This window comes from Xylanimonas protaetiae, assembly GCF_004135385.1.
In the GTDB taxonomy this organism is placed as follows: domain Bacteria; phylum Actinomycetota; class Actinomycetes; order Actinomycetales; family Cellulomonadaceae; genus Xylanimonas; species Xylanimonas protaetiae.
This window is the reverse complement of sequence record NZ_CP035493.1, coordinates 843,734-868,906: the sequence shown is the minus strand read 5'-3', so window position 1 is coordinate 868,906 and position 25,173 is coordinate 843,734. Positions and strand designations below refer to the sequence as shown.

Sequence of the window (25,173 nt, the reverse complement as noted above, 5' to 3'; positions counted from 1 at the left end):
CGACCCCGCTGCCCGTCGTCGTCCTGACGGGTCCCCTCGGCCTACGCCGCGCCTTGGCGTACCCCCTTCCTGGAGACACCCATGCCTCGAACCGTCCCCGCACGCTGGCGCCTCGCCGCCGCAGCCCTCGTCGTCGCCCCCGCGCTGGCCCTCACGGCCTGCGCCGGACCGGGCACCGCCGCCGGGGGTGCGCCCTCCGCCGACGCCGGCACGCCCGTCGAGGGCGGCACGCTGCGGTTCGCGCTCGGCGCCTCGCCGTCGGGCGTCGACCCGCAGCAGGTGGGCTCGAACGTGAGCATCTACATCGCCCGCCAGCTCGCCGACTCGCTGACCGACCAGGACCCGGAGACGGGCGAGATCAAGCCCTGGCTCGCCACCTCCTGGGAGGTCAGCGACGACCTGACGCAGTTCACGTTCCACCTGCGCGACGACGTCACGTTCTCGGACGGCACGCCGCTGACGGCGACGACGGTCAAGGCGAACTTCGACGCCCTCACCGGCCCCCTCGGCGCGTCGGCGCCGCTCGCGGCCAGCTACCTCGCGGGCTACCAGGAGACCAAGGTCGTCGACGAGCACACCGTCACGGTCGTGTTCGCGGCCGCGAACGCCCAGTTCCTCCAGGCCAGCTCGACCGTCACGCTCGCGATCCTCTCGGACGCCACCGCGACCGCCGACCCGGCCGCCCGCCTCCAGGGCAAGGTCGTCGGCTCCGGCCCGTTCGTCCTGAAGTCGTACACGCAGGACCAGGGCGCCGTGATCACCAAGCGCGCCGACTACGCGTGGGCCTCCGGCGTCGCCGACCACGAGGGCGCCGCCTACGTCGACGAGATCGACTTCTCCATCGTCCCCGAGTCGGGCGTCCGCGCCGGCGGCCTCGCCTCCGGCCAGTTCGACGCCGTCGGTGACGTGCTGCCGCAGGACGTCCAGCAGATCTCCGGTGCGGGCGGCTCGCTGCTCACGCGCACCAACCCGGGCGTCGTGTTCGTCCTGCAGCCCAACGTCGCCAGCGGCCCGCTCGCCGACGTCGCGGTGCGCCGCGCGGTGAGCCAGGCGATCAACCGCCAGGAGCTCGTCGACACCGTGCTCTCCGACGCGTTCAAGCCCGCCACGAGCGTGCTCGCCTCCACCACGCCCGGCTACGTCGACCTCTCGAAGGACCTCGCCTTCGACGCCGACGCCGCGACCGCCGCGCTCGACGCGGCCGGCTGGGCGAAGGGCGCCGACGGCGTCCGCGAGAAGGACGGTCAGAAGCTGTCGTTCGACGTCATCTACGCCCCCAACTTCACCGGCTCGCAGGCCGTGCTCGAGCTCGTCCAGCAGCAGCTCCGCGCCGTCGGCGTCGAGCTGGAGCTGCGCCAGCTCACCCAGGCCGAGCAGACGGCCGCCCAGAAGAGCGGCGACTACGACACGTACTACTACAACGTCACGCGCGCCGACGGCGACATCCTGCGCCCGCAGTTCGGCGTCCAGGGCAGCAACCTCAACAAGCGCGGCGCCGACCCGGTGCTCGACGGCCTCCTCGCCGGCGAGCTCACGCAGGCCGACGCCGCCGCGCGCGCCGACGCGATCGGCAAGGCCCAGGAGGCCGTGCTCGACCAGGTCTACGCCATCCCGCTCTTCGAGCTCGCGCAGTCCATCGGCGTCGCGAAGGACGTCCACGGCGTGACCTTCGACGCCTCCAGCCGCCTGCTCTTCCACGACGCCTGGATCGCGGGGAAGTGACATGACGCGCTACGTCCTGGGCCGGGTCCTCGCGGCCGCCGCCGTGCTGTGGGCCGCCTTCACCGTGTCGTTCGTGGTGCTCTACCTGCTCCCGTCCGACCCCGTGAGCGTCATGCTCGACAACGCGTCCGCCGGCCAGTCCGTCGACCCGGCCCAGGTCGCGGCGCTCCGCGCCCGCTACGGCTTCGACCAGGGACCGCTCCAGCAGTACCTGTCGCAGCTCGGGCACACCCTGACCGGCGACCTCGGCACCTCGCTCTCGAGCGGCGCCCCGGTGCGCGAGCTCATCGGCCAGGCCCTGCCGCAGACGGCGGCGCTCGCGGGGCTCGCGCTCGTGATCGCCGTCGTCGTCGGCGGAGGCGTCGCCCTGCTGGCCTCCTGGACCCGCTCCGACCGGCTGCGCGGGCTGCTGCTCGCGCTGCCTCCGCTCGGCGTGGCCGTGCCGGGCTTCTGGGTGGGGCTGCTGCTCCTCCAGCTCTTCTCCTTCCGCTGGTACTGGTTCCCCGCGGTGGGCAACGAGGGCTTCGCGTCCCTCGTGCTCCCGGCCGTCACGCTGGCGATCCCGGCGTCGGCGTCGGTGGCCCAGGTGCTCGCGCAGGGGCTCGACGCCGCGTGGCGCTCGCCCTACGTGGAGACGGCGCTCGCCAAGGGCGCCACCCGCACCCGCGTGCTCACGCGGCACGTGGTGCGCAACGCGGTGCTCCCGGCGCTGACCGTGCTGGGCGTGCTCGTCGGCCACCTGCTCGCGGGGTCCGTCGTGGCCGAGACCGTGTTCTCCCGCCAGGGCTTCGGGCGGCTCGTCGAGGAGGCGGTGACCGTCCAGGACATCCCCGTGGTGCAGGGCCTCGTGGTCGTCGCGGCCGTGGTGTTCGTGCTGGTCAACCTGCTCGTCGACCTCGCGTACCCGCTGCTGGACCCGCGCATCGACCTGACGGCGGCCGCGGGCCGCGGCCTGCTGCGCCTGCCGCGGCGCTCCCGCTCCGCCGGGGTGCCCGGCCGCGCCGCCGTCCCCGCCGCCCCCGCCGAGCTGAGGAGTGCCGCATGAGCGTCCTGTCCGTCGTCCGCGCCCCGTCCGCCGGGGCCGCCGCGGGAAGCCCGACGACGGCGCCGCGCGCCCGGCGCCTGGCCCGGCCGTTCCTGCGTCCCGGCGCGGTCCTCGCGGCCGCCGTCGTGCTGGTGGTGCTCGCCTGGGCCGTCGCGCCCGGCCTGTTCGCCGCGCAGGACCCGATCACGGGCGTGCCCGCCGACAAGCTCCAGGCGCCCAGCGCCGCGCACTGGTTCGGCACCGACCACCTCGGCCGGGACCTGTTCAGCCGGACCGTGCACGGCACGGGGCTGTCGCTCACGGCGGCGTTCGTGGCCATCGGGATCTCGCTCGTCGTCGGCGGCGCGCTCGGCCTGGTCGCCGGGTTCGCGGGCGGCTGGGTCGACACGCTCGTCATGCGGGCCTCCGACGTGCTGCTCGCCATCCCCGGCCTGCTGCTCTCGCTGGCCGTCGTCACGGCGCTCGGGTTCGGCACGCTCAAGGTGGCCGTCGCCGTGGGCGTCGCGACCGTCGCGACCTTCGCCCGCGTCATGCGCGTCGAGGTGCTGCGCGTGCGCGGCGCCACCTACGTCGAGGCCGCACGCCTCGCCGGCGCGCGCGAGACCGCCGTCGTGCTGCGGCACGTGCTGCCCGGCGCCGCCGGGCCCGTGCTGGTGCTCGCCGCCGTCGAGCTCGGCGCCGTCGTCCTGGCGGTGTCCGCGCTCAGCTTCCTCGGCTTCGGCGCGGCCCCGCCCACCCCCGAGTGGGGCTCGCTCGTGGCCGAGGGCCGCAACTACCTCGCCACCGCCTGGTGGTACTCCACCCTGCCCGGTGTCGTGATCGCGGCCTTCGTGGTCGCCGTCGGACGCCTCGGGCGCGCTTTCTCCCACGACCGGAGGGCAGTGCGATGACGATCCTGACGAACCGGGTGCCCACGGAGACGCCCGCGACCCCGGCCCCCGCCGCGCCGGAGGCCGCCGACGGCGCCACCGCGCCCCAGCCGGTCCTCGCCGTCCGCGACCTGCGCGTCTCCTACCGCGGCCGCAGCGGCGTCGTCGACGCCGTCCGCGGCGTGACGTTCGACGTGCTGCCGGGCGAGATCGTCGCGCTCGTCGGCGAGTCCGGCTCGGGCAAGTCGACGACGGCGCACGCCGCCGTCGGCCTGCTGCCGCACGCCGGAGGAGTGACGGGCGGGAGCATCGCCCTGGGCGCCGACGCGTCCCGGCGCCTCGACCTCGCCGGCCTGCCGCAGCGTGCCTGGGAGCGCGTGCGCGGCTCGCGCGTCGGCCTCGTGCCGCAGGACCCGGGCGTCGCGCTCAACCCCGTGGTCCGCATCGGCGAGCAGGTGGCCGAGGTGCTGCGCATCCACGGGCTCGCGGGCCGCCGCGACGCCGCCGCGACCGCCGTCGAGATCCTGCGCTCCGTGGGACTCGACAACCCCGAGGCGCGCGCCCGGCAGTACCCGCACCAGCTCTCGGGCGGCATGCGCCAGCGCGTCCTCATCGGCATCGCGCTCGCCGCCCGCCCCGAGCTCGTGATCGCCGACGAGCCCACCAGCGCGCTCGACGTCACCGTGCAGCGGCGCGTGCTCGACCTGCTCGTGGACCTCACGCAGCAGGCCGGCTCCGCGGTGCTGCTCATCACCCACGACCTCGCCGTGGCCGCCGACCGCGCGCACCGCGTCGTGGTGCTCAAGGACGGCGAGGTCGTCGAGCAGGGCCCGACGGCAGAGCTCCTCGCCGCGCCGCAGCACCCGTACACGCAGGCGCTGCTCGCGGCAGCGCCAGGGCTCTCGCTCGGCCGCGACGAGGTCGGGCCCGGTGGCGCCGCAGGTGCCGCGACGGCCAGTGCGCGCGTCGCCGAGCGGGACGCCGTCGCCGCGCCCGCGCCCGACCTGCTCGTCGTCGACGGCCTGCGCAAGCAGTTCGCGCTCGGCGCCCGCGGCACCCTCACCGCCGTCGACGACGTCTCGTTCACGATCCCGCGCGGGTCCGCGTTCGCCCTCGTGGGCGAGTCCGGCTCGGGCAAGTCGACCACCGCGCGCCTCGTGCTCGGCCTCGAGCGGGCCGACGCCGGGACCGTGCGGATCGACGGGCGCGACGTCGCGGGCGCCCGCGGCCCCGCGCTGCGCGACCTGCGGCGCCGCACGCAGCTCGTCCACCAGAACCCTTACGCCTCGCTGGACCCGCGGTTCACGGTCGCGCAGGTGGTCGACGAGCCGCTCCGCGCCCACCGCACGGGCCCGCGGGCGGAGCGCCGGGCGCGCGTCGCCGAGCTCCTCGACGCCGTCCACCTCCCGCAGGCGCTCGCGTCCCGCCGCCCCGCGGAGCTCTCGGGCGGGCAACGGCAGCGCGTCGCGATCGCCCGCGCGCTCGCCCTCGACCCCGACCTGCTGGTGCTCGACGAGCCGACGAGCGCGCTCGACGTCTCGGTCCAGGCGCGCGTGCTCGACCTCCTCGCGCAGCTCCGCGCCGAGCGCGGGCTGACCTACCTGTTCATCTCGCACGACCTCGCCGTCGTGCGGCAGGTCGCCGACCACGTCGGCGTCCTGAGCCACGGCCGCCTCGTGGAGACCGGCCCGGTGGCCGACGTCTTCGACCACCCGCAGGACCCGTACACGGCCGAGCTCGTCTCGGCCGTCCCCGGCCGGCAGGTCCCTGCCGCCGCCCGCGCGAGCTGAAGGAGAGGCACGACATGACCGCACCGACCACCGAGGTCACGCCCGTCGGCACCCGGACCGCCCAGCGGTGGGCCGCCTGGCACGCCGAGCGCGAGCGCGACCTGGCCACGCCGCACGGCTGGCTGAGCCTCGTCGCCTACCACTGGCTCCCCGCCGAGCCGTCCCGCCTGCCCGGCCTTCCCGGGCTGTGGTGGGCCGACGCCGACGGTGCCCGCACGCGCCCCGGCTCCGCGCCCGACGAGCACGGCTCCCTGCACGCCGACGATGTCGTCGACGGCTCCGCGGACGCCGTCGTCGCCGAGGGCGCCTCGCGCATCCTGGGCACGTTCCTGCCCGCGGGCCGCTCGCCGCTCGACGCCGACCCGGGCGCGACCGCCGAGGTCGCCGTCGAGCTCGTGCGGCGCACGGGGCGCTACGCCGTCCGCGTCCGCGACCCGCACGCGCCCGCCCTGCTCGGGTTCGCGGGCGTGCCGGTGTTCGGGCACGACGACGCCTGGGTGCTCGACGCCACCGTCCGGCTCTTTGCGGAGCCGCGCGCGGAGACCGTCGGCGCGGCGCGCATCGGGCTCGTCCACCGCACGCAGGTGGTCGGCGAGGTCGACCTGCCGTACCCGGGCGACCCGGCCCGCACGGTGACGCTCGCGCTCACGGGCAAGCCCGGCGGCGCCACGCTGCTGCTGTTCTCCGACGAGGCGGCCGGCGTCGCCCCGTGGCGCGTGCTGTGGCTCGACCTGCCCGAGACGCTCGCCCCCGGCGCCGAGGGCACCGTGCGCGTCGACCTCAACCGCACCATCAACCTGCCCTACGCGTTCAGCGACCACGGTACGTGCCCCGCCCCCGTGCCGGGCAACCACGTGCCGTTCGCCGTCACCGCGGGCGAGAAGGCACCCCGGTGACGGCCGTCGCCGCACCGCCCACCGCGGCGGTCGCCCCGCCCTACGCCGGCCTGCGGGTGGTCCCCGCGCGCCACCCGGGGCGCTGGGTCGCCACCGCGGGCGTCGCCCTGCTGCTCGCGATGGTGGTCAGCTCGCTCGTCCGCAACGAGCACTGGGAGTGGGACGTCGTCGCGACGTACCTCACCTGGCCCTCGGTGCTCGAAGGGCTCTGGGGCACCCTCCGCCTCGCCGCGACGGCCACGGTCATCGGCTTCGGCCTGGGCACCGTGCTGGCGCTCATGCGCCTCTCGCGCTCGCCGCTGCTCCAGTCCGTGGCGTGGGGCTACATGTGGGTGTTCCGCTCGGTGCCGCTCATCCTGCAGCTCCTGCTCTGGTACAACCTCGCGTACCTGTACCCGGAGCTGAGCCTCGGCATCCCGTTCGGCCCCGGGTTCGTCCACGTCGAGACGCTCGACGTCGTCGACAAGTTCGGTGCCGCCGTCCTGGGCCTGGGCCTCTCGCAGGCCGCCTACAGCGCCGAGATCGTGCGTGCCGGCATCCTCGGCGTCGATCAGGGGCAGCACGAGGCCGCCGCGTCGCTCGGCATCCCGCGCTGGCGCCAGCAGTGGCGCGTCGTCCTGCCGCAGGCCATGCGCACCATCGTGCCGACGTCGGTCAACGAGATCATCGGCCTCGTCAAGGGCACGTCGGTGGTGTACGTGCTCGCGTACGGCGAGCTCTTCTACATGGTCGGCATCATCTACGGCCGCAACCAGCGGGTCGTCCCGCTGCTGCTCGTCGCGGGCATCTGGTACCTCGTCATCACCACGGTGCTGACCGTCGCGCAGTACTACCTGGAGCGGCACTACGCCAAGGGCGCACTGCGCACCCTGCCGCCCACCCCGCGCCAGCGGGTGCTGGCGCTGCTGCGTACGCGCGGCCACCTCACGCGCGTCGCGCAGGGCGGGGGCCGGGCATGAGCGGCGGCCACCTGCGCCTGCACGGGCTGCGCAAGTCCTACGGCACCCTCGAGGTGCTGCACGAGGTCGACCTCGAGGTCCGCCCCGGCGAGGTCACCGTGATCCTCGGGCCGTCCGGCTCGGGCAAGTCCACGCTGCTGCGCCTGGTCAACCACCTCGAGAAGGTCGACGCCGGGTTCGTGGAGCTGGACGGCGAGCTCGTCGGCTACGAGCGGCGCACCACGCGCCGCGGCGAGGTGCTGCGCGAGCTCAAGGAGAAGGACGTCCTGCGGCAGCGCACCCGGATCGGGTTCGTGTTCCAGTCCTTCAACCTCTTCCCGCACCTGACCGTGCTCGAGAACGTCGTCGAGGCGCCCGTGTCCGCCCAGGGGCGCCGCCGCGCCGACGTCGAGCCCGAGGCGCGCGAGCTGCTGACCCGCGTGGGCCTGGCCGACAAGGCCGACGCCCGGCCACGCCAGCTCTCGGGCGGCCAGCAGCAGCGCGTCGCCATCGCGCGGGCGCTCGCCATGCGCCCGTCGGTCCTCCTGTTCGACGAGCCGACGTCGGCCCTCGACCCCGAGCTGGTCGGCGAGGTCCTCGACGTCATCCGCGACCTCGCGCACGGCGGCACCACGCTCGTCGTCGTCACGCACGAGATCGGCTTCGCCCGCGAGGTCGCCGACACGGTCGTCTTCATGGACGCCGGCCGCGTCGTCGAGCAGGGACCGCCCGACCAGGTCCTGTCCCACCCCCGCCACGAGCGGACCCAGGCGTTCCTCGCCAAGGTCCTGTGACCCCCACCCCCACGAGAGGCAACCATGAGCACCCACGCCCGCCGGCGCCCCCGCGCCGCCCTCGCACTCCTCGCCGCCCTGCCCGTCGTCGCGCTGCTCGCCGCGTGCAGCGGGGCGTCCGCGGCCGCGGGGGACAGCGACCTGCAGGCCGCCGCGGACGCTGCCGGACTCCAGGTGAACACCACGCCGGAGCAGGACCGCATCCACACGGCCGAGAACCCCGCTGCCGTCAAGCTCCTCCCGGCCGAGTTCGCCGCCAAGGACACCTTCAAGGTGGCCGTCAGCGCGGGCGGCGCCCCGCCGCTGACCTTCCTCGCCGACGACGAGAAGACCCCCATCGGCAACGAGACCGACATCGCCCAGCTCGTCGCCGACGCGCTCGGCAAGAAGCTCGAGCTCGAGGTCAAGGCGTGGGCCGACTGGCCGCTGGCCGTGCAGTCGGGCGACGTCGACGCCGTCATCACCAACGTCACCGTGACCGAGGAGCGCAAGGAGCTCTACGACTTCTCCTCCTACCGCAACGACCAGCTCGGCTGGCTCGTCAAGGCCGGCGGCGACATCACGAAGATCGACGAGCCCAAGGACATCGCGGGCCTCACGGTGGCCGTCGGCTCGGGCACCAACCAGGAGAAGATCCTGCTCGCCTGGGACAAGCAGAACACCGACGCGGGCCTCGAGCCCGTCAAGGTCGAGTACTTCGAGAACGACGCCGACACCATCCTCGCGCTCCAGTCGGGCCGCATCGACGCGTCGTTCGGCCCCAACGCCTCGGCGGCGTACAAGGCGCGCGTCTCGCCGAAGGACTTCGCGGTGGTCGGCACGCTCAACGGCGGCTGGCCCAACACCGCCCAGATCGCCGTCACCACGCTCAAGGGCAACGGCCTCGTCGACGCCGTGACGGTCGCGCTGCAGGGCGCGTTCGACGACGGCTCGTACCAGAAGGTCCTCCAGCGCTGGGGCCTGGAGGCCGAGGCCATCGCCAAGCCCGAGACCAACCCGCCGGGCCTGCCCAAGACCGAGTGACCGGCCGCCCCACCCCGTAACGACCCAGGAGATCCACCATGTCCCTCCCCACCCGGGTGCCCCTGTCCGTGCTCGACCTCGCGCTCGTCCCCGCGGGCGGCACGGGCGCGCAGGCGGTGCGCGACGCCGTCGACACCGCCGTCCAGCTCGACCGGCTCGGCTACCACCGCGTCTGGTACGCGGAGCACCACCTGTCGCCGGGCGTGGCCTCGGCGTCGCCGTCGGTGCTGGCCGCGGCCGTGGCCGCGCGGACCGAGCGCATCCGGGTGGGGTCGGGGGCGACGCTGCTGAGCACCACGAGCCCGCTGATCGGGGCGGAGCAGTTCGGCACGATCGCCGCCCTGCACCCGGGGCGCGTGGACCTCGGCCTGGGGCGGGCGTTCACCCCGCCGCCGACCGGGGCCGCGGGCTCGGCACCCGCCCGCCCGGCGCCCTCCGTGGCGGGCCCGCGCGTCGTCGACGGGCTCTACGTGCCCGCGGCGCCGCCGTCGCTGGGCGACTCCGTGCTGCGTGAACGGTTCCTCGCCCAGACGGCGGTCGTCGGCGCCTCGCGGCGTCCCGCGAGCTTCCGCGCGGAGCTCGAGCTGGTGCTCGGGCTGCGGGCCGGCACGTTCGCCGACGAGTCCGGGCACCGCTACACCTCGCCGCCCGTCGAGGGTGCGCTGTTCGACCTGTTCGTGCTCGCCTCCTCGGCGGGGGAGTCGGCGCGGGTCGCCGGCGAGCTGGGCCTGCCCATCGCCGCGAACTTCCACGTGAGCCCGCACACCACGCTCGACACCGTCGCCGCCTACCGTGCGGCGTTCCGGCCGGGCGTCCTCGACGCGCCCTACGTCGTCGTCTCGGCCGACGTGCTCGTGGCCGAGACCACCGACCGGGCGCGCGCTCTCGCCACGCCCTTCGCCGACTGGGTCGCGTCCATCCGCCGCGGCGCCGACGGCGCGATCGCGTACCCGCGGCCGCAGGACGCCTCCGACTGGGCCGCCCGCACCGAGGCCGAGCGCGCCGTCGTCGCCGACCGCGTCGACACGCGCGTCGTCGGGGACGCCGCCACCGTCGTCGAGCGCCTCGAGACGCTCCAGCGCGTCACGGGCGCCGACGAGCTGCTCATCACCACCGCCGCCCACGACCCGGCCGACGCGCGCCGCTCGTACGCGCTCCTGGCCGAGGCCTGGGGCGTGGGCGACCCCGCCGCGGCCGCCGACCACCCCCTCGCGCTCGCGCGCTGAACGCGCCCGGCCCCACCACACCTGGAGGAAAAGACCATGAGCACCACCCCCGAGCTGCAGACCCCCGACGCCGCCGGCGTCAAGGTGGCCGACGGCGCCCTGCTGATCGACGTCCGCTCCGCCGCGGGCCGCGCGTCCACCGGCGAGATCCCCGGCGCCACCCTGGCCGACCGGAACGACCTCGACGCCCTCTTCGGCACCACGTCGGCGCCGCTCGTCTCGCTCGACACGCCCGTCGTCGTCGTGTGCGGGTCCGTCAACGGGTCCGGTCCCGTCGCCGAGGCGCTCGCGGCGCGCGGGTACACCCGCGTCTCCCACGTCGACGGCGGCTTCCCCGCCTGGAAGGCCGCGGGCCTGCCCGCGACCGAGCCCGCCGCCGACGCCGCGCACGTCTGACCCGGACAGGAGCACCACCATGCCCGTCGAGTTCCTCGGCATCGCCACCACCAACGACGCGAGCGAGACCACCGCCCGCACCACCGCCGCGTTCGACCCTGGCTACCTCGAGCGCATCGTGCGCGCCCACGAGGACAACGGCTGGACGCGCGTGCTGTTCGCGTACGGCTCGTCCGGCCCGGAGCCGTCGGCCCTCGCCGCGTACACGGCCGCGCGCCTGCAGAGCATCGAGCTGCTGCTCGCGCACCGCCCCAACGTCTCCTACCCGACGTACGCCGCCAAGACGTTCGCGACGCTCGACCAGCTCTCGGGCGGCCGCCTCAGCGTGCACTTCATCACGGGCGGCAACGACTACGAGCAGGGCCGCGAGGGCGACACTCTCACCAAGGACGAGCGGTACGCCCGCACGCACGAGTACATCCGCATCGTGAAGCAGGCGTGGGCGAGCGCGGAGCCGTTCGACCACCACGGCGACTTCTACGACTTCGACGACTTCGTGCTCGACACCAGGCCTGTCGCCGGGCACACGCCCACCGTCTCGTTCGGCGGGTCCTCCGACGCCGCGTTCAAGGTCGGGGCGGCCGAGGCCGACATCTACGCCGTCTGGGGCGAGCCGCTGGACCGCACGCGCGAGCAGATCGAGCGCGTGCACACCGAGGCCGCCGCCGCGGGCCGTGCCACGCCGCCGCGCATCCACGCCGCGTTCCGCCCGATCGTCGCGCCCACCGAGGAGCTCGCGTGGGAGAAGGCGCACCGCATCCTGGGCCGCATCGAGGAGCGCAAGGCCGCCCTCGGCGGCACGCTCAGCCGCCGTCACCCGATCGACAAGCCGGAGAACGCGGGCTCGCAGCGCCTGCTGGAGATCGCCGCGCAGGGTGAGCGGTTCGACTCCGTCCTGTGGACCGCCACGGCCAAGGCCACGGGTGGCGCGGGCAACTCGAACGCCCTCGTGGGCACGCCCGAGCAGGTCGCCGAGGCGCTGCTGGCGTACTACGACCTGGGTGTCCGGGTCATCTCGGCGCGCGGGTACGACCTGCTCGACGACGCCGTCGACTTCGGCCGGTACGTCATCCCGATCGTGCGCGAGGAGGTCGCCAAGCGCGACGCCGCGCTCGCCGAGGCCGCCGCCGCGGAGGTGGCTGCCTGATGCGGTTCCAGCTGCTCGACATCGTCTTCAACCCGCCGCACCCCGTCACGGGCGAGGCGGTGCCGCCGTCGGACCGGCTCGCGCGCGTCGTCGAGCACGCGGTGCTCGCGGAGGAGCTCGGCTTCGACTCGTTCGCGGTGGGGGAGCGGCACGCGGGCGACGTCCTGTCGTCGGCGCCCACGGTGATCCTCGGGGCGGTGGCGCAGGCCACCGAGCGGATCCTGCTGAGCACGGGCGTCACGGTGCTCTCGCTGCTCGACCCGATCCGCGTGGCCGAGGATCTCGCGACGGTGGACCAGCTCTCGCGCGGGCGCCTCGAGATCACCATCGGCAAGGGCAACGAGGACCTCCAGTACCCGCTGCTGGGCCTCGACATCACCAAGCAGTACGAGTACCTCGAGGAGAACTACGAGCTGCTCCGCCTGCTGCTGAGCGAGGAGGACGTGACCTGGGAGGGCCGCCACCGGCATCGCCTCGAGAACGCCACCACGCTGCCCCGGCCCTTCGCGGGACCCTTCCGCATCTGGCACGGCTCGGCGACGTCGAAGTTCGCCGTCGAGCTGGCCGCCAAGCACGGTGACCCCATCATCAGCGCGAACGCGCTGCAGCCGCGGGAGAACTACCAGGTGCTCATCGACCACTACCGCGAGCTGTACCTCGCGCACGGCTTCGACCCGCAGTACGGGTACGTCGGCTCCGGCTCGGGCGGCCTGTTCCTCGCGGACACCACGGAGGAGGCGGTCGAGCAGTACCGGCCGCTGTACGAGGCGCAGGTCGCCGCGATGCGGCGCCGGGGCTACGACCCGGCCACGCACGTCGGCAAGGCGCTGGCCTTCGAGACGGTCGAGGAGGCCGTCGAGCGCGGCCCGGCGCTCGTCGGCTCCCCGGAGCGGGTCGCGGAGAAGATCCTCGACTACCACGAGAGCTTCGGCCACGTGCTCCAGTCGGTCTCCGTCAACCACCTGCTGCCGCCCACGCAGCAGGAGGACGTGCTGCGCCGCTTCGCCGAGGAGGTCGTCCCGGTCGTCCAGGCCGAGGTGCGCACCGACCTGTGGACGGCGGCCGACGAGCGCCGCGCCAAGGGGTTCACGGCCGGCGGCACCAACCCGGCAGAGGGCGACGCCGCCCCGCGCGCATGACGGTCGCCGTCCCCGCGCGGTCCACGGTGGACGGTCGTCTGCGGGGTCCGGTGCGCTCGCGCCGGACCCCGCAGGCCGTCCGTGCCGCCGTCCTGGTGGTGTGCCTCGCCACCGGCTTCACCACCCTGCTCGACCAGTCGATGCTCACCGTCGCCGTCCCCGTGCTGCGCGGCGAGCTCGGCGCGAGCACCGCGCAGCTCCAGTGGATCCTCGCGGGGTACTCGCTGACGTTCGGCATCGCGCTGGTCCCCGCCGGACGGCTCGGGGACCTCGTCGGCCGCCGCCTGCTGCTGGTCGCCGGGATCGTGGTCTTCAGCGGCTCCTCCCTGGTGGGTGCCACCGCGTCCGGCGCCGGGGTGCTGGTGCTCGCCCGGCTGCTCCAGGGCATCGGCGCGGGCATCGCGAACCCCCAGGTCATCGGCCTGATGCAGGACCACTTCACCGGCTCGGGCCGCGCACGGGCCTTCGGCGCGTACGGGTCGATCGGCGCGTTCTCGGCCGTCATCGCCCCGCTCGTCGGCGGCAGCGTCATCGCCGCGGCCGGCCCCGAGCTCGGCTGGCGCCTCGTCGTCGGCCTCAACATCCCGTCCGCCGTCGTGGTGGTGGTGCTCGCGCTCTGGCTCGTGCCCGCCGCGCCCGCACACGTGCCGTCCGCCGCCTCCGCGGTCCTGTCGTCCGACGCCGACGCCGACGCCGACGCCGCCGCCGACGCCGCACGCCGCGCGACCCGAGCCCTTCGCCGGCGCGGCCGCCCGCGGCGCGCGCCCCGCGACGGGCTCGACGTCGTCGGCCTCGTGCTCATCACGCTCAGCGTGCTCGCGCTGCTCGTCCCGTTCGTGCTCCAGGACGCGTCCCTCGCGCGGCGGGTGCTGTTCGCCGCGCCGCTCGCCGTCGTCGTGCCCGCGCTCGCCCTGTGGGAGCGGCGCTACGCCCGCTCCGGCCGGGTGCCGGTCCTCGCCCCCGAGCTCGTGCGCTCGCCCGGCTACGTCCTCGGCTGCCTCGTCGCGACCTTCTCGTTCGGGCAGGCCCTCGGGTACTCCGCCGTGCTCATGCTGTTCCTCCAGGACGGTCTCGGGCTCAGCCCCGTCCAGGCCGGGCTCGTCACCACGCCCGGCGCGATCGTCTCCGGCGTCGTCGGCAACCTCTCCTGGCGGGTGCTGCGCCGCTGGGGACGCGCGGGCGTCACCGCCGCGTACGCCGCCAAGGTCGTGACCAGCATCGGCGTGCTCGTCGCGGTCCTCGTCGTGCCGGAGCGCGGGTTCGTGGCCACGCTCGTGGTCGCCCAGGTGGTCACCGGCGCCCTCGCCGGGGTCAGCTTCTCGCCCAACCAGACGCTCACCCTCGAGCACGCCGCCCCCGGCCGCCACGGCGTCGCCGCCGGCGCGCTCCAGCTCGCGCAGCGCATCAGCTCCACCGTCTGCCTCGCCGCCATGACGGGCGCCTACGTCGCCGTCGCCGGCCCGCACGCCGTCGTCGGGCACCCGGGCGCCACGACCGGACACCGCGCGGCCCTCGCCGTCGCCACCGGCATCACCATCGCGCTCGCGGCCGCGGCGCTCGCGGCGAGCCTCGCCGACGACGCGATCGCCCGCCGTCGCCGGACGCGCTCAACAGTAGTATCAATGCTAGAATCTCCATCATGACCACGACGCTGTCGCTGACAGAGTTCAACCAGAACCCGTCGAGGGCCACCCGGCTGGCCGACGACGGTGAGGTCATCGTGCTGCGCCGCGGCGCCGCGGCCTATCGGCTCACGAAGGTCGAGCACCCAGAAGACCCGATCGACGCCCTCATCCAGTCCGGGCTCGCCACGCCGCCGCGCAAGGCAGCCAAGGTGACCCGCTTCAAGCACACTGCCACCGACCAGGACGCGGGAGCGCTGCTCGACGCCGACAGGGACCGCCTTGGCTACTAGTGCCCACCGCACCTGGTACGTCGACTCGTCGGTGCTCCTGCGCGCCATCGTGGACTCGTCTCGAGCAGCCAGCGCCTGGTTCGAGGCCGTGGTGGCGAACGGCGACAGGCTCGTCGCATCCCGCCTCTTGGAGGTCGAGGTCAGGCGTGCCGTCCGCACCATCGGAGGCGATCAAGACGTCGTCACCGAGTACCTCGACGAGTTCGTCCTGATCCACATCCCCGACGACCTCCTCGACGAAGCAGTCGCGACCGAGCAACGTCTCGGCGGAGCCGACTCGATCCACGTCGCGACGGCACTGCGCGTCGGGACAAGAACGATCACCGTGGCCACGCATGGCAAGCAGATGGCCACGGCCGCCCTCGCCCTCGGTTTCGACGTCACCGACCCCGTCACCGACGACCCCCGCAGGGGTCCGGTCGCCTGACGCGGCACCGCCCGCAACCAGAACGTGTCGGCCAGCGAGCGTGACGACGACGCCCGGCGAGAGCGGATCGCTCTCGCCGGGCGTCGCCGTGTCGAGCCGGGCCGCCGGTGCTCAGGCCGCCGGTGCCTCGACGTCGGCGGCCGCGGCGCGCCTCGTGAGCGGCTCCCGCAGCCCGACGTGCTCGCGCAGGGTGGTGCCCTCGTACGCGGTGCGGTAGGCGCCGCGCTCCTGCAGCTCGGGGACCACGCGGTCGACGATGTCGTCGAGGCCGCTCGGGACGATCCAGGGCGTGATGTTGAACCCGTCCACGGCGCCGGTGCGCACCCACCGGGTGAGCTCCTCGGCCACGGTCGACGGCGTGCCGACGAACCCACGTTCGCCGCTGTTGCGGATGACGAGCTGGCGGATCGACAGCCCCTCCGCCTCGGAGATCGCGCGCCACTTCTGCGCGATCTCGCGCGTGCGGGCGCCCGTCGTGGCGGAGCCCCGCTCGCCGCCCAGCTCCTCGACGACGGGGTCGTGCGCGGGCAGCGGGCCGTCGGGGTCGTAGCCGGAGAGGTCCTCGCCCCAGACGTTGCCGACGATCGAGAGCGCCGTGGCCGGGGTGACCTGCTGCGAGCGGACCCAGCGGGCCTTCTCCTCGGCGTCGGCGGGGGTGTCGCCGACGATGATGCTGGTGCCGGGGAAGATCTTGAGGTCGTCCTCGGGCCGGCCGGCGGCGACGACGCGGCGGCGCACGTCGGCGGCGAACGCCAGCGCGTCGTCCAGCACCGAGCCGTGCGCGGAGAAGATGACGTCCGCGTGCGCGGCCGCGAAGTCGCGCCCGGCGGGGGAGTCGCCGGCCTGGAAGATCACCGGGTGGCCCTGCGGGCTGCGCGGCGTCGTCGGGTCGATGGCGACGTCGGCGGGCGTGCGCAGCGCCGACCCCGCGACCTCGACGCGAGAGACGTCGTCGCCGGCGTCGGGGAATGCGTCCCAGATCGCGCGGGCCGTGCGCAGCACGGCCGCGGCCCGCTCGTACCGCTCGGCGTGGTCGAGGTAGCCGCCGCGGCGGAAGTTCGCGCCGGTCCACGCGTTGTCCGTGGTGACGACGTTCCACGCCGCCCGCCCGCCGGAGAGCACGTCGAGGCTCTGGAGGCGCCGGGCCAGGTCGGCCGGGTCGTTGTACGTGGTGTTCTGCGTGGCCACCAGCCCGATGCGCTCGGTCACGGCGGCGAGCGCCGCGAGCTGCGTGACGGCGTCGGGGCGCCCGACGACGTCGAGGTCGTGCAGGCGGCCGCGCGACTCGCGCAGGCGCAGGCCCTCTCCCAGGAAGAACGCGTCGAAGAGGCCGCGCTCGGCGGTGCGGACGACGCGCTCGAACGACGCGAAGTCCGTCTGCGAGCCCGACTCCGGGTCGGACCAGATGGTGGTGTGGTTGACGCCCTGGAAGAACACGCCGAAGTGGACCTGGGCGTGCGGCCGGACGAGGGGGTGGTCGGTCATGGTCTGGCTCCTCAGGCGACGGCGACGGCGTCGCGCGCGTCGTAGCGGTTGGCGGGCCGTGCCAGGCCCAGGGAGTCGCGCAGCGTCGCGCCCGGCTGGGGAGCGGCGGTGAGGCGGGCGGCGCGCAGCGCGGGCAGCACGTCGCGCGCGAGCACGGGCAGGTCCTCGTCGAGCACGGCGGGCAGCAGGCGCACGCCGTCGACGCCGGCCTGGGCCAGCCCTTCGAGGAGCGTGACGAGCCCGGCCGCGTGGCCCTCGTAGCGCAGCGCCCCGGTGCCCCACGGGGAGCGGGCGCCGGCGGGGACGGCGGCGTCGAGCGCGGCAAGCCGCTCGGCCGCGGTGCGGTCCGCGCCGTCGAGCACGACCTCGAGGTCGACGCCGGCGCGCGGCGAGCCCGCCCGCGCGGCCTCGGCGGCGGCCACCGCCGTGGCGACGTCGGCCCCGCCCACGAGCGTGACGTCGACGAGCCGCTCGTCGCGCACCGACGGCGCGACGTCGCCCGCGGCGGCGACCACCACGAGCTGGCCCTGCGGCGGGCGCGGCGTGATGAGCGGGCCCTTGACGGAGAAGCTCTCGCCCTCGAACTCGGGGTAGTGGATGCGGTCGCGGTCCACGTAGCGCCCGGTGGCGACGTCGCGGATGACGGCGTCGTCCTCCCACGTGTCCCACAGGTCGCGCACCACCTGGACGACGTCGCGCGCCTCGCGCTCGACGTCCGCCACGGGGCCACGGCCGTAGGCCTGCGCGGTCTCCGGCGTGCGGGTGACGCCCGCGAGCCAGCCGCCGCGGCCCGCGGCCGCGATGTCGAGCGAGGCGAGCTGGGCCGCGAGGTGGAACGGCTCCGGGTAGGTGGTGGGCGCCTGCGGCACGAGGCCGACCGCCGTCGTCGTGCGCGAGACGAACGCGGCCCGTGTCACGGACTCCAGGCGGGCCGACGACGCGGCGCCTGGCGCGGCGGGGAGCAGGGCATCGGTGAACGTCACGAAGGTGACGCCGGCGTTCTCGGCCTGGCGCACCGCGCGGGCCAACCGGGTGCCCGAGACGAGCTCGGCGGGGACGAGCCCTGACGCGACGGCGGCCGCGGGGTGCGCGCCCGCGCCGTCGACGTCGAGGCCGATGAAGAAGGGGGTGGTCATGGGGTTCTCCTATGCCTCGGGCGTGAGCACGGCGCCGAAGTCGGTGGTGCGCCGCAGCGCGAAGCCGAGGCCGCGGTAGAGGCGGATGGCGGTGTCGTTCGCGGCGGACGCGTGCAGCATCACGTGGTCGCCGCGTCGGCGGACGTGGTGGGCGACGTCGAGCACCAGGCGCGTGGCGAGGCCCTGGCCGCGGTGCTCGGGGTCGGTGGTGACGGCGCTGATCTCGGTCCAGCCGGTGGGGCGCAGCCGCTCCCCGGCCATGGCGACGAGGCGGCCCTCGCGCCGGAACCCGACGTAGCGGCCCAGCGTGTAGGTGCGCGGCAGGAACGGCCCGGGGCGCGAGCGCTCCACGAGCGCGAGCATCTCGGGCACGTCGGCCTCGCCAAGCACGACGGCCTCGGCGTCGGGCCGCGGCCGCAGGGCCTCGGTCTCGACGAGCTGGACGCCGCCGTGCTGCTCGAGCTGCCGCCAGCCGGGCGGGACGGCGACCCCGACGGGCGGCCCGGGGAACGTAGCGCCGTGCCCGACGACGTCGACGATCGCGTCCCAGACGTCGGGGTGGTCCCACGAGCGGACGGCCGCGAAGGGCGAGACGTCGACGGGGTAGCGCAGCACCAGGTCGTTGCCCTCGGCGAGGTGCGCGTGCGCGCCCGTGAGCGAGGACCACTGCGGTGCGTCGAGGACGCCGAGGTCCGGGAGGGTGAGCGTCGTCATCTCAGATCGCCGTGTGACGGCCGATGCGGTGGTACTCGCGGTCGCGGTAGAGCAGCGCCGAGGCGTCGGTGACGCCGGCGTCGAGGGCGCGCAGCGACACGAGGTAGCTGTCGCCCACCGGGGTGCGCTGCACCACGCGGGCGCGGAGCCAGGAGACGGCGCCGTCGATGACGGGCTCGCCCGTGGGCAGCGTGCTCCACCCGCCCGGCGCGAAGCGGTCGATGCCGCTCGTCGCGAAGCGCGCCGAGACGTCGTCCTGGTGGTCGGCCAGGAAGCTGACGGCGAGCGTCGTCGCCTCGCGGACGGCCGGCCACGACGACGACGTGGAGGCCAGGGAGAACGCCAGCAGCGGCGGCTCGGCGGACACGGAGATCACCGACGTCGCGGTGAACCCGACGGGCCGGTCCTCGTGCGTGAGCGCGACGACGGCGACGCCGGCGGGGTGCTGACGGAACACCGCCTTGAACTGCTCGGGCGTCAGCTGCGGCTCGTCGAGCTCCGAGATCAGGCGTTCGAATGCCTGGGGAAACGAAGGAGAGGTCATCGTGGCTCCTCGGTCGATCACGCTTGCCGCGCGGCGACTCGCCCCGGAGGGCGGCCGGCGGCCGGGTCATCTCCCGGAGCACCCCGCCGTGTCGTGGGGTTGCTGCCCAGCAAGCCGGGGCTTGTCGCTGGGTCTCGTGACCTGCCCGTAGTCAACGCGAGGAACCGGCTGCCGCAACGGTTCGGGCCGGACTTCCCACAATGTGGACCGAAATACTCAACAAGAAGCGGCTCCTTACCACGTGGACATCAGTCTCGCGATGCGAAACGCCCATTGATGTGCTGACAGTCCGCCGCCTAAAGTCCGTCACGTCGAGGTCGCGAGGCCTCGGGTCATGAGTTCCGACGCCAAGCCCCGGCTCGTCGGACGGCAACCCCCCGCGCGGGTGGGTGCCCCGGGTGAAGACCAGGTCCGCCGCACCAGCGGCGGACAACGCGCGAACCCGCCACGGTGCGGGGTACGAAGGAGCCGCCATGTCTGTCACGTCCGCGACCGTCGCGTCCGCGTCCGGGCCCCGCACCGCGAAGCCCGTCGTCCTCGGCGTCGACCTCACCACCGCCGGGGCACGCGCGCTGCGCACCCCCGGCGCCCCGGTCGCCCGCCCGTTCGACGGCGAGCGGTTCGTGCGCCTCGTGCGGACCGCCGACCAGGCGCTGCTCGACCTCGTGGTGCTCGACGAGCCGTTTCTGCTGCACCCCGGCCGCGGCCGGGTCAGCGGCCGCCTCGACTCCGCCGTCGCCGCGGCACGCGTCGCCCCGCTGACGCACGGCATCGGCCTCGTCGCCGCGCTCGACACCATGCACCTCGAGGCGTCGGCCGTCGCCGACGCGATCGCCGCGGTCGACCGTGCCAGCGACGGCCGCTCCGCCTGGCAGGTGGGCTGCCCCACGGGCGTCACCCCGGCCGACGAGCGCTGGCCCGTGCAGTCCGTCGCCGACGCCGGGCGCGTCGTGCGCAGTTGGGACCAGGAGGGCTCGGCGGGCGCCGAGCCCGGCCCCGACGGCCGCGTCCGCGTCGACCACGACGGCATCCGCTTCGCCGTGCGCCGCAGCGTCGCCGGCCGCAGCCCGCTCCCGCAGGGCCGCCCGCCCGTCGTGATGCGCGTCCAGTCGCCCCGGTGCATCGTCCCCGCCGCGACGACCGCCGACGTCGTCCGCATCGTCGCCCCGGGCCGCGAGGAGGCGCGCGCGACGCGCGAGGCCGTGCACGCCGCCGCGCTCGCCGCCGGGCGCGACCCGCGCACCCTGCGGTACCTCGTCGAGGCCTACGTCGTGCTCGCCTCCGACCGCGAGAGCGCCCTCGCGCGCCTCGCGATGGTCGAGGCGCTCGAGGGCCCCGGCGTCGGCGGCGGTGCGCTCGTCGTCGCGGGCACCCCCGCGGACCTCACGCACACCGTCACCGACTGGGTCGACGGGGGCGTCGCCGACGGGTTCCTGCTGCGCCCCTCGGCGCTCGACGCCGACCTCGACGCCGTCGTGCACGGGCTCGTCCCGGCGCTCCAGGCGCGCGGGAGGTTCCGCACGTCCCGCGAGCCGAGCACGCTGCGCGAGGCGCTCGGGCTGCCGGTGCCGGGGTACGCGGCCGCGTCGGACGCCCGGCGCGACGACGCCCTGGTGCGTGCCGGGTAGGGTCGCCGCCATGGCGACGGTGCTGCCCTTCGACGGTCATGTCCCGCAGATCGACCCGACCGCGTGGCTCGCGCCGACGGCCACGGTGATCGGCCGGGTCCGCATCGGCCCGCGCGCGAGCGTCTGGTACGGCGCCGTGCTGCGCGGCGACATGGACGAGATCGTGCTGGGCGAGGGCAGCAACCTCCAGGACAACGTCGTCGTGCACACGGACACCGGCGTGCCGACGCGCATCGGCGCGCACGTGGGCGTCGGGCACGCAGCGATCGTCCACGGCGCGACCGTCGGCGACGGCGCGCTCGTCGGCATGGCAGCGACGCTCCTCAACGGGGCCGTGGTGGGCGAGGGCGCGTTCGTCGCGGCGGGCGCCCTGGTTCGCGAGGGCCAGGAGGTCCCGCCGCACCACCTCGCCGTCGGCGTCCCGGCCAAGGACCGCGGCGAGCTCGACGCCGAGGGCCGCGAGCGCGTGCGCCGCAACGCCGTCGAGTACCAGGCCCTCGCGGAGCGGCACCGCGCGTCGCAGGCGTGAGTGGCCGATCGCTGCGGCTCAGGCGGGCGTGCGGTGGCTCAGCGCGACGGCTCAGGCGGGCGTGCGGACGGAGCCGAACGTCAGCTCCTGACGCAGGCGGAAGCCCAGCCCGGCGTAGAGCGCCCGGGCCGGGTTGGTGGCCGTCGTGTGCAGGTAGACGCCGTCGCCGCGCTCGCGGATGTGGTGCGCGACGTCCCGGACCAGCCGCGCGGCCAGGCCCTGGCCGCGGTGGTCGGGGTGCGTCGCGACGGCGCTGATCTCGGTCCAGCCGACGGGGTGCATGCGCTCCCCGGCCATCGCCACGAGGGCGCCGCCGCGGCGGATCCCGACGTAGCGCCCCATGAGGTAAGTGCGCGGCAGGAACGGACCGGGCTGCGCGAGGGCGACGAGGCCGAGCATCTCCGGCACGTCGTCCGCGCCGAGCTCCACGGCCTCGTCGTCGGGGCGGGTCTCGAGCCGGTCGGTCTCGACGAGCTGGACGCCGTCGAGCGTGAAGGTGACCTCCCACCCGGCCGGGAGGGCGACGCCGGCCGGCGGGAGGGCGAAGTCGCCCCCGGGGCCCACCAGGTCGACGATCGCGTCCCAGACGCCGGGGGCGTGCCAGTCGCGCACGGCCGTGAACGAGCAGACGTCCGGCTGGAACCCGCGCGCGTCGCCGTCGCCCACCGCGAGCGGTGCCAGGGGGCCGGTGATCGCGGACCAGGTGGCGTGGTCGAGGATCGCCTCGTCGCGCGGGGTCACGGTCAGAGGGTCTCGAACGTGTCGCGCTTCCAGGGCAGGGTGCCGCGCTGCGACACCCACAGGCCCATGGCGGTGAGCACGGCCGCGCCGACGACGTTGCCGAGCAGCACGGGGATCTCGTTCCACAGCCACCAGTCGCCGAACGTGATGGGCGCGCCCACGAGCATCGCGGCGGGGATGACGAACAGGTTGACCACCGAGTGCTCCCACTGGAGCGCGAAGAACAGCATGATCGGCATCCAGATGGCGGCGATGCGCGCGCCCGTGGAGCGCGTGGTCATGCCCATGACGGCGCCGAGGGAGACCAGCCAGTTGCACAGCACCGCGCGCAGGAACACCAGGCTCAGGCCGGCGCCCGCGCCGAGCGCCTGGTAGCCGTGCGTCTTGTGCAGGGCGAGGTCGCGGATCCAGACGGCGAGCGGGGCGTCGTAGGTGTGGCCCATCTCGGTGACCGTCGCCCAGAACACGAGGGCGAACAGGGCGCAGCCGACGATGTGGCCCGCGATCGCGACGCCGAGGGTGCGCAGCGTGTCGCGGCCCGTGGCCCGCTTGCGCCACCAGGCCAGGGGCACCAGGCCCATGGACGAGGTGACGAGCTCGAGGCCCAGCAGGATGACGATGACGAACGCCATCGGGAACACGACCGCGCCCAGGAACGGCAGGCCGGTCTGCGAGACGATCGTCCCGGCGAGCATGACCACCGCGCCGAATACGAACGAGCCGAGCACGGCCTGCACGAAGACCTTGCGCGAGCTGCGGTGGGCCTTGTAGGCGCCGGACTCCACCATGCGGTCGACGACGTCGGTGGGCACCCGGTCGCGCGTGGCCGCGGGCAGCCGGTCGGGGTGGGCGTCGGACGCAGGGGTGCTCTCGACGGTCAGGACAGGGGACACGACGGCCTCGGGCTCTCGATGGGCACGGCAGGGCGTGGCGGATGTGGTCTTACCACTGTACCCCTGTCGACGGCGAGCCGCTCGGCGGCGACACCGTGACGTTGGTCGCGCTCACAGCGCCGCCAGGGCCCGTCCCCGCGCCGTCCGCGCTGCTCGGCCCTACTGTCGGGATCGTGCCCTCGCGTCATCTCAGCCTCGCCTCGACCACCACCGAAGAGGTCCGGTCCGCGCTCGCCGCGCTGCGGGCGGAGATCGGCCTGCCCGCGATGTTCCCGCCCGCCGTCGTCGACGAGGCGCGCGCCGCCGCGCAGCGCGACGTCACGCGCGACCGGCAGGACCGCCGCGACATCGACTTCGTCACCATCGACCCGCCCGGCTCCATGGACCTCGACCAGGCCGTGCACGTCGCGTCGTCGGGCGACGGCTACATCGTGCGGTACGCCATCGCGGACCTCGCCGCGTTCGTGACGCCCGGCAGCGCGCTCGACCTCGAGGTCAACCGCCGCGGCACCACGGTCTACGGGCCCGACACGCGCACGCCGCTGCACCCGCCCGTGCTGAGCGAGGGCGCGGCCAGCCTGCTGCCCGACCAGGACCGCCCCGCGGCCCTGTGGACGATCGGCCTCGACTCCCACGGCGAGATCACCTCCGCGACCGTCGCGCGTGCCATCGTGCGCTCGCGCGCCCGGCTCACGTACGGCGAGGCGCAGTCCGCGCTCGACGACGGCAGCGCCCCCGAGTCCCTCCAGCTCCTCGCCGACGTCGGCAGGCTGCGCCAGGCCCGTGAGCGCGAGCGCGGCGGCACGTCCCTGGACGTCCCCGAGCAGGAGGTCGCGCAGAAGGAGGACGGCACGTTCGCCCTGTCGTTCCGCCGCACCCTGCCCGTCGAGGGCTGGAACGCGCAGATCTCGCTCCTGACCGGCATCGCCGCCGCGCGCATCATGCGCGAGGCCGGCGTCGGCATCTTCCGCACGCTGCCCCCGCCGACCCGCGCGACCTCGCCCGGCTGCACCGCACCGCGCAGGCCCTCGGCATCGACTGGCCGCCGGACGTCGGCTACGCCGAGCTGCTCCACCGCCTCGAGTCGCGCAAGCCCGCGCACGCCGCGTTCCTCAACGAGGCGACGACGCTCTTCCGCGGCGCCGGGTACCTCGCGTTCGGCGTCCCCGGCGAGGACGGCGCCGTGGTGCGCCTGCCCGCCGACCCCGCCGAAGGGACGTCCCGCCACGCCGCCATCGCGGCCGAGTACGCGCACGTCACGGCCCCGCTGCGGCGGCTCGTCGACCGGTACGGCACCGAGGTCTGCCTCGCCCACTCCGCCGGCAGGGACGTGCCGCGCTGGGTGGGCGACGCGCTGCCCGGCCTGCCCCAGACGATGGCCGCCACGGGGCGCGTCGCGTCCGGGTTCGAGCGCTCGTGCGTCGACATCGTCGAGGCCGCGCTGCTCGGGCACCGGCTGGGGCAGCGCTTCGACGGCGTCGTCGTCGAGACGGAGACCAAGAAGGACGGCGGCCCCGCCACGCGGGGCGAGGTGGTGCTGCGCGACCCGGCCGTCCGCGCCCGGCTCGACGGCGAGGCGCTGCCGCTCGGCGAGCGCGTCCGCGTCACGCTGACGACGGCGTCGGTGCCGGAACGCAAGGTCCGCTTCACGCTGCCCTGACATCTCCCCTGGGCACCTACCCTGGGCGCATGCCTCCGCGCCGCCGCACCGAGCCCGCCGCCGGGCGGGCCGCCGTCCAGGCCTGGCTGCGCGGGGCGGCCGCCCGCGCCGACGTGACCACGGCCGTGCGCTTCACGCTCGAGGAGCTCGCCGACGTCGCGCCCGGCAACGCCGTCGAGGTGCGCGTGCCGCCCGCCGGCGCCGTGCAGGCGATCCCGGGCCCGCGGCACACGCGCGGCACGCCGCCCAACGTCGTCGAGACCGACGTCGAGACGTGGCTCGCCCTCGCGACGGGCCGCCTGGCGTGGGACGACGCCGTCGCGGCCGGCACGGTGCGCGCCTCGGGCGAGCGCAGCGACCTGTCCGCGTACCTCCCGCTCCAGGCGGCGCGCCCGCGCTGACGGGTGACCTGGGCTGACGGGATGACGTCCGCGGTCATCGCCGCTAGCGTGCCGACCAGCGTGAACCCGGACACATCGCCCCTGGACGGGGAGCCGCTGCGCTGCGGCCTCCTGT

General features: G+C 75.1%; 25 protein-coding genes, 1 pseudogene and 2 riboswitches. Of the genes and pseudogenes, 20 read left to right on the top strand and 6 right to left on the bottom strand.

The window, feature by feature from the left end; all coding sequences use genetic code 11:
• Nucleotides 1–81: 81 nt before the first annotated feature.
• The 15 genes from ET471_RS03925 to ET471_RS03855 are packed head-to-tail and all read left to right on the top strand — an operon-like array spanning nucleotide 82 to nucleotide 15,327.
• Nucleotides 82–1,722 carry an ABC transporter substrate-binding protein gene (locus ET471_RS03925; protein ID WP_129186690.1) on the top strand — a complete coding sequence of 547 codons (1,641 nt, stop codon included), beginning with the start codon at nucleotides 82–84 and terminating at the stop codon, nucleotides 1,720–1,722.
• A 1-nt stretch (nucleotide 1,723) separates the two neighbouring features.
• Entirely contained in the window at nucleotides 1,724–2,767 is a 1,044-nt protein-coding gene (locus ET471_RS03920) for an ABC transporter permease (RefSeq protein ID WP_129186689.1), read from the top strand.
• Nucleotides 2,764–3,657, top strand: coding sequence for an ABC transporter permease (locus tag ET471_RS03915; RefSeq protein ID WP_129186688.1), 894 nt, complete (start codon nucleotides 2,764–2,766; stop codon nucleotides 3,655–3,657). The genes ET471_RS03920 and ET471_RS03915 overlap by 4 nt, the downstream gene beginning before the upstream one ends.
• A complete protein-coding gene (locus ET471_RS03910) occupies nucleotides 3,654–5,426 on the top strand; it encodes a dipeptide ABC transporter ATP-binding protein (RefSeq protein ID WP_129186687.1) in 1,773 nt (590 codons plus the stop codon). The genes ET471_RS03915 and ET471_RS03910 overlap by 4 nt, the downstream gene beginning before the upstream one ends.
• 14 nt (nucleotides 5,427–5,440) lie before the next feature.
• Complete coding sequence (locus ET471_RS03905; protein ID WP_129186686.1) at nucleotides 5,441–6,322, top strand: DUF1684 domain-containing protein; 882 nt, start codon at nucleotides 5,441–5,443, stop codon at nucleotides 6,320–6,322.
• On the top strand, nucleotides 6,319–7,281 hold the full coding sequence (locus tag ET471_RS03900) for an amino acid ABC transporter permease (protein WP_242496417.1): 963 nt from the start codon (nucleotides 6,319–6,321) through the stop codon (nucleotides 7,279–7,281). The genes ET471_RS03905 and ET471_RS03900 overlap by 4 nt, the downstream gene beginning before the upstream one ends.
• Entirely contained in the window at nucleotides 7,278–8,054 is a 777-nt protein-coding gene (locus ET471_RS03895) for an amino acid ABC transporter ATP-binding protein (protein ID WP_129186684.1), read from the top strand. Before ET471_RS03900 ends, ET471_RS03895 begins: the two co-directional genes overlap by 4 nt.
• Before the next feature lie 24 nt (nucleotides 8,055–8,078).
• Nucleotides 8,079–9,077: an ABC transporter substrate-binding protein gene (locus ET471_RS03890; protein ID WP_129186683.1), complete on the top strand. Its 999-nt coding sequence runs from the start codon at nucleotides 8,079–8,081 to the stop codon at nucleotides 9,075–9,077.
• A gap of 38 nt (nucleotides 9,078–9,115) precedes the next feature.
• Nucleotides 9,116–10,303 (top strand): LLM class flavin-dependent oxidoreductase, encoded by a 1,188-nt coding sequence (locus tag ET471_RS03885; protein ID WP_129186682.1) that lies wholly within the window; start codon nucleotides 9,116–9,118, stop codon nucleotides 10,301–10,303.
• Nucleotides 10,304–10,339: 36 nt separating this feature from the next.
• Complete coding sequence (locus ET471_RS03880; protein WP_129186681.1) at nucleotides 10,340–10,699, top strand: rhodanese-like domain-containing protein; 360 nt, start codon at nucleotides 10,340–10,342, stop codon at nucleotides 10,697–10,699.
• Between the two features lie 19 nt (nucleotides 10,700–10,718).
• Entirely contained in the window at nucleotides 10,719–11,846 is a 1,128-nt protein-coding gene (locus ET471_RS03875) for an LLM class flavin-dependent oxidoreductase (RefSeq protein ID WP_129186680.1), read from the top strand.
• Nucleotides 11,846–12,985: an LLM class flavin-dependent oxidoreductase gene (locus ET471_RS03870; RefSeq protein WP_129186679.1), complete on the top strand. Its 1,140-nt coding sequence runs from the start codon at nucleotides 11,846–11,848 to the stop codon at nucleotides 12,983–12,985. Before ET471_RS03875 ends, ET471_RS03870 begins: the two co-directional genes overlap by 1 nt.
• Complete coding sequence (locus tag ET471_RS03865) at nucleotides 12,982–14,628, top strand: MFS transporter (RefSeq protein ID WP_129186678.1); 1,647 nt, start codon at nucleotides 12,982–12,984, stop codon at nucleotides 14,626–14,628. The genes ET471_RS03870 and ET471_RS03865 overlap by 4 nt, the downstream gene beginning before the upstream one ends.
• Complete coding sequence (locus ET471_RS03860) at nucleotides 14,625–14,900, top strand: hypothetical protein (protein WP_129186677.1); 276 nt, start codon at nucleotides 14,625–14,627, stop codon at nucleotides 14,898–14,900. The genes ET471_RS03865 and ET471_RS03860 overlap by 4 nt, the downstream gene beginning before the upstream one ends.
• Entirely contained in the window at nucleotides 14,890–15,327 is a 438-nt protein-coding gene (locus ET471_RS03855) for a PIN domain-containing protein (protein WP_165350395.1), read from the top strand. Before ET471_RS03860 ends, ET471_RS03855 begins: the two co-directional genes overlap by 11 nt.
• Nucleotides 15,328–15,438: 111 nt before the next feature.
• Here ET471_RS03855 and ET471_RS03850 read toward each other — a convergent pair whose 3' ends face one another.
• The 4 genes from ET471_RS03850 to ET471_RS03835 are packed head-to-tail and all read right to left on the bottom strand — an operon-like array spanning nucleotide 15,439 to nucleotide 19,206.
• Entirely contained in the window at nucleotides 15,439–16,812 is a 1,374-nt protein-coding gene (locus tag ET471_RS03850) for an NtaA/DmoA family FMN-dependent monooxygenase (protein WP_129186675.1), read from the bottom strand.
• Nucleotides 16,813–16,823: 11 nt separating this feature from the next.
• Nucleotides 16,824–17,948: an LLM class oxidoreductase gene (locus tag ET471_RS03845; RefSeq protein ID WP_129186674.1), complete on the bottom strand. Its 1,125-nt coding sequence runs from the start codon at nucleotides 17,946–17,948 to the stop codon at nucleotides 16,824–16,826.
• A 9-nt stretch (nucleotides 17,949–17,957) separates the two neighbouring features.
• Entirely contained in the window at nucleotides 17,958–18,662 is a 705-nt protein-coding gene (locus tag ET471_RS03840; RefSeq protein ID WP_129186673.1) for a GNAT family N-acetyltransferase, read from the bottom strand.
• A gap of 1 nt (nucleotide 18,663) precedes the next feature.
• Nucleotides 18,664–19,206: a flavin reductase family protein gene (locus ET471_RS03835; RefSeq protein ID WP_129186672.1), complete on the bottom strand. Its 543-nt coding sequence runs from the start codon at nucleotides 19,204–19,206 to the stop codon at nucleotides 18,664–18,666.
• A gap of 14 nt (nucleotides 19,207–19,220) precedes the next feature.
• Nucleotides 19,221–19,348: riboswitch (SAM riboswitch) on the bottom strand.
• A 188-nt stretch (nucleotides 19,349–19,536) separates the two neighbouring features.
• Nucleotides 19,537–19,649, top strand: a riboswitch (SAM riboswitch).
• A gap of 30 nt (nucleotides 19,650–19,679) precedes the next feature.
• On the opposite strand from ET471_RS03835, the gene ET471_RS03830 reads away from it, so the two are divergent.
• Together ET471_RS03830 and ET471_RS03825 are read left to right on the top strand one after the other, a co-directional pair.
• Nucleotides 19,680–20,834, top strand: a complete 1,155-nt coding sequence (locus tag ET471_RS03830; protein WP_129186671.1) for an LLM class flavin-dependent oxidoreductase — start codon at nucleotides 19,680–19,682, stop codon at nucleotides 20,832–20,834.
• A gap of 10 nt (nucleotides 20,835–20,844) precedes the next feature.
• The gene (locus tag ET471_RS03825; RefSeq protein ID WP_129186670.1) at nucleotides 20,845–21,363 is read left to right on the top strand and encodes a gamma carbonic anhydrase family protein; all 519 of its coding nucleotides are present in this window, start codon (nucleotides 20,845–20,847) and stop codon (nucleotides 21,361–21,363) included.
• A 51-nt stretch (nucleotides 21,364–21,414) separates the two neighbouring features.
• On the opposite strand, the gene ET471_RS03820 is transcribed toward ET471_RS03825, so the two are convergent.
• Together ET471_RS03820 and ET471_RS03815 are read right to left on the bottom strand one after the other, a co-directional pair.
• Entirely contained in the window at nucleotides 21,415–22,104 is a 690-nt protein-coding gene (locus tag ET471_RS03820; RefSeq protein WP_207207322.1) for a GNAT family N-acetyltransferase, read from the bottom strand.
• Nucleotides 22,105–22,106: 2 nt separating this feature from the next.
• Complete coding sequence (locus ET471_RS03815) at nucleotides 22,107–22,997, bottom strand: formate/nitrite transporter family protein (protein ID WP_129186669.1); 891 nt, start codon at nucleotides 22,995–22,997, stop codon at nucleotides 22,107–22,109.
• Between the two features lie 41 nt (nucleotides 22,998–23,038).
• Here ET471_RS03815 and ET471_RS18930 point away from each other — a divergent pair.
• From ET471_RS18930 to ET471_RS03805, 3 genes and pseudogenes are all read left to right on the top strand, one after another.
• A pseudogene (locus ET471_RS18930) lies at nucleotides 23,039–23,929 on the top strand (RNB domain-containing ribonuclease); the annotation flags it as partial.
• Nucleotides 23,930–24,180: 251 nt separating this feature from the next.
• The gene (locus ET471_RS18925) at nucleotides 24,181–24,657 is read left to right on the top strand and encodes a hypothetical protein (RefSeq protein WP_342586072.1); all 477 of its coding nucleotides are present in this window, start codon (nucleotides 24,181–24,183) and stop codon (nucleotides 24,655–24,657) included.
• A 29-nt stretch (nucleotides 24,658–24,686) separates the two neighbouring features.
• The gene (locus ET471_RS03805) at nucleotides 24,687–25,058 is read left to right on the top strand and encodes a sterol carrier family protein (protein ID WP_129186668.1); all 372 of its coding nucleotides are present in this window, start codon (nucleotides 24,687–24,689) and stop codon (nucleotides 25,056–25,058) included.
• The last annotated feature ends 115 nt before the right edge of the window (nucleotides 25,059–25,173 follow it).

Excerpts from the sequence above, each read along its gene's own strand:
- ET471_RS03925 (WP_129186690.1), top strand. The coding sequence starts at position 82 with ATGCCTCGAACCGTCCCCGCACGCTGGCGCCTCGCCGCCGCAGCCCTC.
- ET471_RS03920 (WP_129186689.1), top strand. The coding sequence starts at position 1,724 with ATGACGCGCTACGTCCTGGGCCGGGTCCTCGCGGCCGCCGCCGTGCTG.
- ET471_RS03915 (WP_129186688.1), top strand. The coding sequence starts at position 2,764 with ATGAGCGTCCTGTCCGTCGTCCGCGCCCCGTCCGCCGGGGCCGCCGCG.
- ET471_RS03910 (WP_129186687.1), top strand. The coding sequence starts at position 3,654 with ATGACGATCCTGACGAACCGGGTGCCCACGGAGACGCCCGCGACCCCG.
- ET471_RS03905 (WP_129186686.1), top strand. The coding sequence starts at position 5,441 with ATGACCGCACCGACCACCGAGGTCACGCCCGTCGGCACCCGGACCGCC.
- ET471_RS03895 (WP_129186684.1), top strand. The coding sequence starts at position 7,278 with ATGAGCGGCGGCCACCTGCGCCTGCACGGGCTGCGCAAGTCCTACGGC.
- ET471_RS03890 (WP_129186683.1), top strand. The coding sequence starts at position 8,079 with ATGAGCACCCACGCCCGCCGGCGCCCCCGCGCCGCCCTCGCACTCCTC.
- ET471_RS03885 (WP_129186682.1), top strand. The coding sequence starts at position 9,116 with ATGTCCCTCCCCACCCGGGTGCCCCTGTCCGTGCTCGACCTCGCGCTC.
- ET471_RS03880 (WP_129186681.1), top strand. The coding sequence starts at position 10,340 with ATGAGCACCACCCCCGAGCTGCAGACCCCCGACGCCGCCGGCGTCAAG.
- ET471_RS03875 (WP_129186680.1), top strand. The coding sequence starts at position 10,719 with ATGCCCGTCGAGTTCCTCGGCATCGCCACCACCAACGACGCGAGCGAG.
- ET471_RS03870 (WP_129186679.1), top strand. The coding sequence starts at position 11,846 with ATGCGGTTCCAGCTGCTCGACATCGTCTTCAACCCGCCGCACCCCGTC.
- ET471_RS03865 (WP_129186678.1), top strand. The coding sequence starts at position 12,982 with ATGACGGTCGCCGTCCCCGCGCGGTCCACGGTGGACGGTCGTCTGCGG.
- ET471_RS03860 (WP_129186677.1), top strand. The coding sequence starts at position 14,625 with ATGACCACGACGCTGTCGCTGACAGAGTTCAACCAGAACCCGTCGAGG.
- ET471_RS03850 (WP_129186675.1), bottom strand. The coding sequence starts at position 16,812 with ATGACCGACCACCCCCTCGTCCGGCCGCACGCCCAGGTCCACTTCGGC.
- ET471_RS03845 (WP_129186674.1), bottom strand. The coding sequence starts at position 17,948 with ATGACCACCCCCTTCTTCATCGGCCTCGACGTCGACGGCGCGGGCGCG.
- ET471_RS03840 (WP_129186673.1), bottom strand. The coding sequence starts at position 18,662 with ATGACGACGCTCACCCTCCCGGACCTCGGCGTCCTCGACGCACCGCAG.
- ET471_RS03835 (WP_129186672.1), bottom strand. The coding sequence starts at position 19,206 with ATGACCTCTCCTTCGTTTCCCCAGGCATTCGAACGCCTGATCTCGGAG.
- ET471_RS03830 (WP_129186671.1), top strand. The coding sequence starts at position 19,680 with ATGTCTGTCACGTCCGCGACCGTCGCGTCCGCGTCCGGGCCCCGCACC.
- ET471_RS03825 (WP_129186670.1), top strand. The coding sequence starts at position 20,845 with ATGGCGACGGTGCTGCCCTTCGACGGTCATGTCCCGCAGATCGACCCG.
- ET471_RS03805 (WP_129186668.1), top strand. The coding sequence starts at position 24,687 with ATGCCTCCGCGCCGCCGCACCGAGCCCGCCGCCGGGCGGGCCGCCGTC.